We start from the raw sequence: 6421 nt of genomic DNA on the forward strand, positions 1-6421 counted from the left end.
GACAATCTTAGTGGTTGAATACGACAAGTATTGATAGTACTACGTAGATAGGTGGAGTTGTCGTTATAGTATGACCGCTAACGTTTCGGGTATTGCCGAAGGCGGGGAATTTCAGCTCTGCCGCTTAATAGATTTACTAATGTTTAATTACTTTCGTCAGGACAATAATATTTCGCCAGCCCCGCTTTTGGCAATACCTTGTTAGCGGTTCGTTGCTTTTGTTCACTTTCGTCTGTAGTTGCAAATTTTGTTTGTTAGTTCGTTACAGGCTGCTGTTTATATTCCGAATAAGTAATAAACCTATTTCCATCGAAAAAGTAGAGACCTGTCTCTCTTGTACCCACCCAAAGATTTCCGCTTGTATCTTCCAAAATTGACCAAACCCAAGGAGTTGCTAGTCCATCTTTTGCTGTAAAACGGGTGAACGATTTACCATCGTAACGGCTAAGTCCACCATCACCACCAAACCAAATGTTTCCCTTTTTGTCTTCTATTATTCGCATAACCCCACCGGGTAATCCATCTTCTTTTGAAAAACTTGTAAATGATTTGCCATCATATCGGTAGGCCCCACCCCAATTGCTGAACCAGATATTCCCATTCTTGTCTTGCAATTGAGGCCATGCCCAACTATGCGCTTTTGGCGTTGGCCCATCTTGAAATAATTCCATTGGTTTCAGGTTGGTTACAGATTTTCCATCGTAACGGTACGCACCTTTGTTGGTTCGTCCTCCAAACCAAATGTTCCCTGCTTTATCTTCTAAGATCCGTTCCACTTTATCGTTACTGGTCAAAAAGGCATTTGCGGCATCATTGATTATAAAAGGAGTAAAGGATTTGCCATCGTAGATATAAACACCATCTATTGTTACAAACCATAGTTTTCCGCTTTTTGCTTGCATGATACTGTATACCCAATGCGAGTTGCGATAGTTGGGATTGTTGTTGGGAGGCAGGTTTTTTGGTAAAGGAATCTGGATTTCAGTAAATGTTTTATCATCGTAAAGACAAAGTCCCGCTTCAGTACCTATCCAGATTTTACCCTCTTTATCTTCCAAAAGTGAATAAACACTATTACTGTTTAGCCCATCGGCCACTAAAAATTGGGTAAAGGATTTACCGTCATATTTATACAAACCGTTTTGTGTAGTTCCGAACCAAAGATTACCGGCTTTGTCCTGCAAGCCACATTGTACATTGCCATACCTGGGGTTGCCTATGGTTTTTATAAGTTTTGGGTGTCCGTCAGATGCCTTTTCTTTTGGTAAGTCTTTTTTAACTTGTCCGTTGCAGGCAGTGCAAAAAACTAAGATTGTAAGAAAAGTAAAAACCTGAGTTTGAGAGAAATAATTTTTCATTGTTCAAATTTTCATTGAGGTATTTTATCTATTTCTCGGTTTGGGTGTCGCTCTGCAATGACCGCTAACAATTAAATATACGCTACTTCGAAATCAACTTATAGCGCTAATCCAGCACTATAGTGGCAGGAATACGCATGTTTAAGTTATAATAAGTAGCGCTTTTTGTCTCAAATTTTAAATCGTATTAAAGGATTTAGCTCAACTTTTTTCTTCCCATACCATGCACAAGTGTACAATGGTTTCCACCGCTTTCTGCATGTCCTGAATCGAAACCCATTCCTGCTTTGAATGAAATGCATGCTCGCCCGCAAACAAGTTCGGGCATGGCATTCCCATGAAAGAAAATCGCGAGCCATCTGTTCCGCCGCGCACACTTTTTCGTGAAGGAGTAAGACCTGTTCTCCGAATAGCTTCCATGGCATATTCACCCACCTGCGGATACTTATCGAGCATCACTTTCATATTCCGGTATTGTTCGGTTACCTTAAATTCCATAGTGGAATGCGGATAGTTTTTAATGCTGTACAGGCAGGTAGTTTCCAGCAGCTTCTCTTTTTCTTTTAATCCTTCCTCGGTAAAATCGCGGATGATGAATTTGATTGTTACCTGCTCCAATATTCCGTTTATGCTTACGGGATGTATGAATCCATTTTTTCCTTCTGTAGTTTCAGGTGAAAGCTTGTCTTTCGGAAGGCATTCGATAATGGAGGCAGCAATCTTAATAGCGCTTTCCATTTTGCCTTTTGCCAGGCCCGGATGTACACTGATTCCATGGATGGTGATAGTGACCATGTCGGCTGAAAACGTTTCATCTTCCAATGTGCCTGCTGTTTCTCCGTCTATGGTATAGCCATATTCAGCACCTAATTTTTTCATATCAACATGATCCACTCCATGGCCCACTTCTTCATCCGGAGTAAATAAGATTTTTATTTCACCGTGGCTGATTTCAGGATGAGCCATTAAAAAGGTTGCGGCATCCATAATAGCCGCCACACCTGCTTTGTTATCGGCTCCGAGCAGCGTAGTACCATCCGAGGTGATGATATCATTTCCAATCTGGTCAGCAAGATCTTTATGTTCTGCTTTACTAATGATAACCGATGGATCATTGGGTAACACCAAATCTTTTCCGTCATAGTTTTTATGAATGACGGGATTCACATTAGCACCGCTGCAATCGGGAGAAGTATCTACATGCGAGCAAAAACAAATTACGGGTACTTGCTTTTTTGTGGTGGAAGGAATAGTTGCATAGACGATTCCGTACTCGTCAAGATGTGCATCAGTTACTCCAATGGCAAGCAGCTCTTCAACTAAGATCCTAGACAGGTTTTTTTGTTTTTCCGTAGTGGGTACTGCCGAAGATTCAGGATCAGATTGGGTATCGATAGTTACGTATTTTAAAAAACGTTCCGCAACTGTATGAGAGATGTTAAAGACAGACATGATTAATTTTTAAGAGAATCAAAAATAGCCTTTGATTTCAGAATAATAAATTTTCTAATGAGACCATCTCTGAGTAGATTCTTTAGGAAATGGTATCTTCAATTCTAAATTTTTCAGCATGAACCTCACAGGAATATTTGTTACAGCATTAATTTTAATTTCATGCCGGCATCAGCAAACTGGTGAAAACATCGACATTATTCCTGTCCGGGATATTTCCCCAGCTCAAACTGTACCAGACAAAGCCCCTTCAGAACCTGCTGGAAAAACCTACAAGGGATTTTTTGTATCAGGTGCAACAAAGCATGTCTTCCGCGATTGTGCAGATCCGGATAAGGACATCTGGACAGATGACAGCGGAAAGCTGGACCACCTTTATAAAGCGTTGATTAAAAGTTCACTCACCTATCCAAATGAATATGCGTATACCGAGGTGGAAGGGAATATGGCGGTTGCTCCGCAGGAAATACGCTCGAGAGGATACGACAGTGTTTTAACCGTATATAAGGTGCTGACCTTCGAGCAAAAAAATTTTCGAAACAGTTGCATACCCTATGAATTTTGGGTAATCGGTAACAAGCCAAACTGGTCGCTGCAGGTTTCGAAAAAAGAAAGCCTTATTGCCTTAAAAGATTATACCCACGGAAAAGTATATATTTTTCCTTACTTCGAGCCAGGTGAAATGGATGATGCCATTACTTACCGTACGGAGAATACTGCTATAACCGCAGCGTTGCAGGTAGTGATTAAAAAGCAGAAATGCAGTGAGGGATCATCCAAAGAAAATTATGAGTTTTCAGCCAAGGTTATTATGAATGGAAAAGTATACCGTGGTTGTGCGATCCGGGGTGATTCAGGGTCGTTTTAAGAGTGTGCTTACCCGGTAGCCGGAATCCGGTTCTGATGTTTTAATTGAGCCTCATAACCGATAACTGCATCATGTCTTCGGAGAAAGAAGGTGATCATAGGACCTGCAACCATAACAGTAACAATCGTCATTACCACCAATCCTACAAAAACCTTTTCATCGATTATTTTTGCCTGTAGTGCCAATAGTCCTAATACTATTTCCATAGAGCCGCGCGCATTCATTCCAAAGCCTACGGCAAGTGCTTTATTGATTTTAAAACCGCTCAAACGCGCGCCCAGGGTGCCTCCTAAAATTTTCCCTATAGAAGCAATAGACAGTATAAACAGGCAAATCTTCCAGTCAAAATTGGTAATAAAGTTTACCCGCAATCCTATGGAAGCGAAAAAAAGCGGGGCAAATATATTTGTGATGAATTGATGGAGAACATCTCTCGATTTATCGGTAAAATTTTTGGAAGCACCTACCGCTACACCGGCAAGAAAAGCCCCGAATACCGCATGTATGCCTGCCCATTCTGTAAAGAGCGAACAGAGTATGCAAAAAATAATCGCAACTGTGATGTTTGTTCCGGCAGAAGGAAAATATTTTTTAGCGGCTAAAAAGGTCTGGTCAATCAGCCATCTTCCGCCTGTCATTAAAAATGCTGCAAAAAAAAGTACAATGAACACCGTTTCGATAACACCAAATCCTTTATGCTGCGTATTTATAAGATTCAGCACGATGGAAAAGAGCATCCAACCCAGAAAATCATTTACCATTGCGGCCGTTAATATCATGTTCCCGAAGCGTGTCTTGATAAGATCCAGGTCAATCAATATTTTTGCGCTGACGGAGAGGGCGGTAATGCACAGCGCTGTGCCTATAAACATGGCAGGTATTAATTTATTATCGGTGGGAGTTGAAAACAGCTGATCGTAAAAAAACCAGGTTGCAATAAACCCTGTAACAAAAGGAAAAAAGGAGCTCGCAAAACTTATTTTGGCTGCAGCCTTTCCACGGCGTTTAAGTGTGTTCAGGTTCACCTCCATACCGGCAACAAATAAGAGAAAAATAATCCCTACCTGTGCGAGGCCATCGAAAGCGCTGTAAGATTGCTTTGGGTCTACAAAAATTGCATTAAAGGTTCCGGGGAAATAAGCGCCCATTAATGAAGGACCTAATATAATACCGGCAAATAGTTCCCCCATTACAGCAGGCAGCTTAAACTTTTTAAATATTTCACCCAGCAGCCGTGATGCGATGAGAAGAATACTGAGGATGACGAGAAAGCTTAATAGTTGATCGGAGGAGAGTTTTGCAACCATGATTTATTTTATAGTGAGGTTATTTACAAAATCATTAATTGTTTCCGGCTACCTTTTGTAAGGTATAGTTAAGGTAATTTTGAAAGGATATTCTATGCAGGTAATTAGTTCGACCAATTCGGTAGAATTTTGTCGAAAATTAGATATAAAAATGGAATTCAATAATTGGAAACAAAAATGTTCGCAGCAATAATATAGTATCGTGACTTCGCTCTCCCTAAGTTAAAGTGCGTGAGACATATTATAAATCTGAATTTCGAACTTTTATTTGTCTGAATTCCGCCTGATCGGAAAAAGATAGGTAGAGAAAAAAATATTTTAGAATTTGAAGATTGAAGAATTATTACAGTATAAGATAGAAGCTGCGGGCCAATCTTACCAATTTATCGGGCCATTTCTTATGAGATGGAAATGGGTAGACAATAACCAATAGAACCATTTAATTCCAATACTTAAAGATTAAAGTGTGGAAATTAGAATAAACACTCAATCAATTCTAAATATTTAAGCCCCGCTGTTGGCATACTTTTATCAGCTCTCTCGTTTGTCTATTTTCAGTTTATAACTTTCAACCAATTACTTATGGCATTGAAAAACAACAATCAATTTGCACTTATTACCGGGGCCACCAGTGGCTTTGGATATGAGCTTGCGAAATTATTTGCACAGGATGGGTATAATCTGGTGCTGGTAGCCCGCCTGGAAGATCGTCTTCAGGAAGTAGCGGATGAGATTATTAATCTGTTTGGTGTGGAGGTTATTCCGCTTCCAAAAGATTTATTTGACCCAAACGCACCATTCGAAATCTATGATGATATTAAAGCGCAAGGCATTGCCATTTCGGTGCTGGTCAATAATGCAGGGCAGGGAGAATATGGAAAATTTTCAGAAACTGACCTTGATCGTGAATTAGACATCATTCAGCTCAACGTCGGCGCCTTAGTGAGCCTGACTAAACTTTTTCTTAAAGAGATGGTGGAGCGGAATGAAGGAAAAATTCTTCAGTTGGGATCGGTAGTGAGTACTATGCCTGCACCAATGATGGCTGTTTATGGTGCAACAAAGGCATTTGTGCTTTCATTCAGTGAGGCTCTTATAAATGAATTGAAAGGTACTAATGTTACCCTTACTGCATTACTTCCCGGCGCCAGCGATACTGATTTCTTTCATAAAGCTCATGCAGAAGACACAGTAACCTATAGAGAAGAAAAGCTCTCGAAGCCTGCGGACGTAGCCCGTGATGGATATGAAGCATTAATGAAGGGAGAAAGTAAAATTGTTTCAGGATGGAAAAACAAGGTACAGGTAGGAATTGTAAGCTCCCCATAAAATAGGGCCAGTTAAAAATAGAAAATACAGTTTTAAATTTAACTGGTCATGAAAAGAGAAAAATTCACCGAAGAACAAATTATCAGGATACTCAAGGAGTATGGCAC

5 protein-coding genes are annotated in these 6421 nt (G+C 40.2%); 2 read left to right on the top strand and 3 right to left on the bottom strand.

What is annotated here, in order from left to right; all coding sequences use genetic code 11:
* Positions 1-254: 254 nt before the first annotated feature.
* Positions 255-1358: a hypothetical protein gene (locus H0W62_14260; protein MBA3649683.1), complete on the bottom strand. Its 1104-nt coding sequence runs from the start codon at positions 1356-1358 to the stop codon at positions 255-257.
* Positions 1359-1559: 201 nt separating this feature from the next.
* The gene (pepT, locus tag H0W62_14265) at positions 1560-2810 is read right to left on the bottom strand and encodes a peptidase T (GenBank protein ID MBA3649684.1); all 1251 of its coding nucleotides are present in this window, start codon (positions 2808-2810) and stop codon (positions 1560-1562) included.
* A gap of 118 nt (positions 2811-2928) precedes the next feature.
* Here pepT and H0W62_14270 point away from each other — a divergent pair, with 118 nt between their 5' ends.
* Positions 2929-3678, top strand: coding sequence for a hypothetical protein (locus H0W62_14270; protein MBA3649685.1), 750 nt, complete (start codon positions 2929-2931; stop codon positions 3676-3678).
* Positions 3679-3686: 8 nt separating this feature from the next.
* Here H0W62_14270 and H0W62_14275 read toward each other — a convergent pair whose 3' ends face one another.
* Complete coding sequence (locus H0W62_14275; GenBank protein ID MBA3649686.1) at positions 3687-4985, bottom strand: cation:proton antiporter; 1299 nt, start codon at positions 4983-4985, stop codon at positions 3687-3689.
* Positions 4986-5567: 582 nt separating this feature from the next.
* On the opposite strand from H0W62_14275, the gene H0W62_14280 reads away from it, so the two are divergent.
* Complete coding sequence (locus H0W62_14280) at positions 5568-6314, top strand: SDR family oxidoreductase (GenBank protein ID MBA3649687.1); 747 nt, start codon at positions 5568-5570, stop codon at positions 6312-6314.
* Positions 6315-6421 lie beyond the last annotated feature (107 nt).

Source organism: Chitinophagales bacterium, from assembly GCA_013816805.1.
Classification (GTDB): Bacteria; Bacteroidota; Bacteroidia; order Chitinophagales; family UBA10324; genus MGR-bin340.

Bases quoted from the DNA above. Each gene is read 5' to 3' on its own strand.
- H0W62_14260 (MBA3649683.1), bottom strand. From the start codon at position 1,358: ATGAAAAATTATTTCTCTCAAACTCAGGTTTTTACTTTTCTTACAATC.
- pepT (MBA3649684.1), bottom strand. From the start codon at position 2,810: ATGTCTGTCTTTAACATCTCTCATACAGTTGCGGAACGTTTTTTAAAA.
- H0W62_14270 (MBA3649685.1), top strand. From the start codon at position 2,929: ATGAACCTCACAGGAATATTTGTTACAGCATTAATTTTAATTTCATGC.
- H0W62_14275 (MBA3649686.1), bottom strand. From the start codon at position 4,985: ATGGTTGCAAAACTCTCCTCCGATCAACTATTAAGCTTTCTCGTCATC.
- H0W62_14280 (MBA3649687.1), top strand. From the start codon at position 5,568: ATGGCATTGAAAAACAACAATCAATTTGCACTTATTACCGGGGCCACC.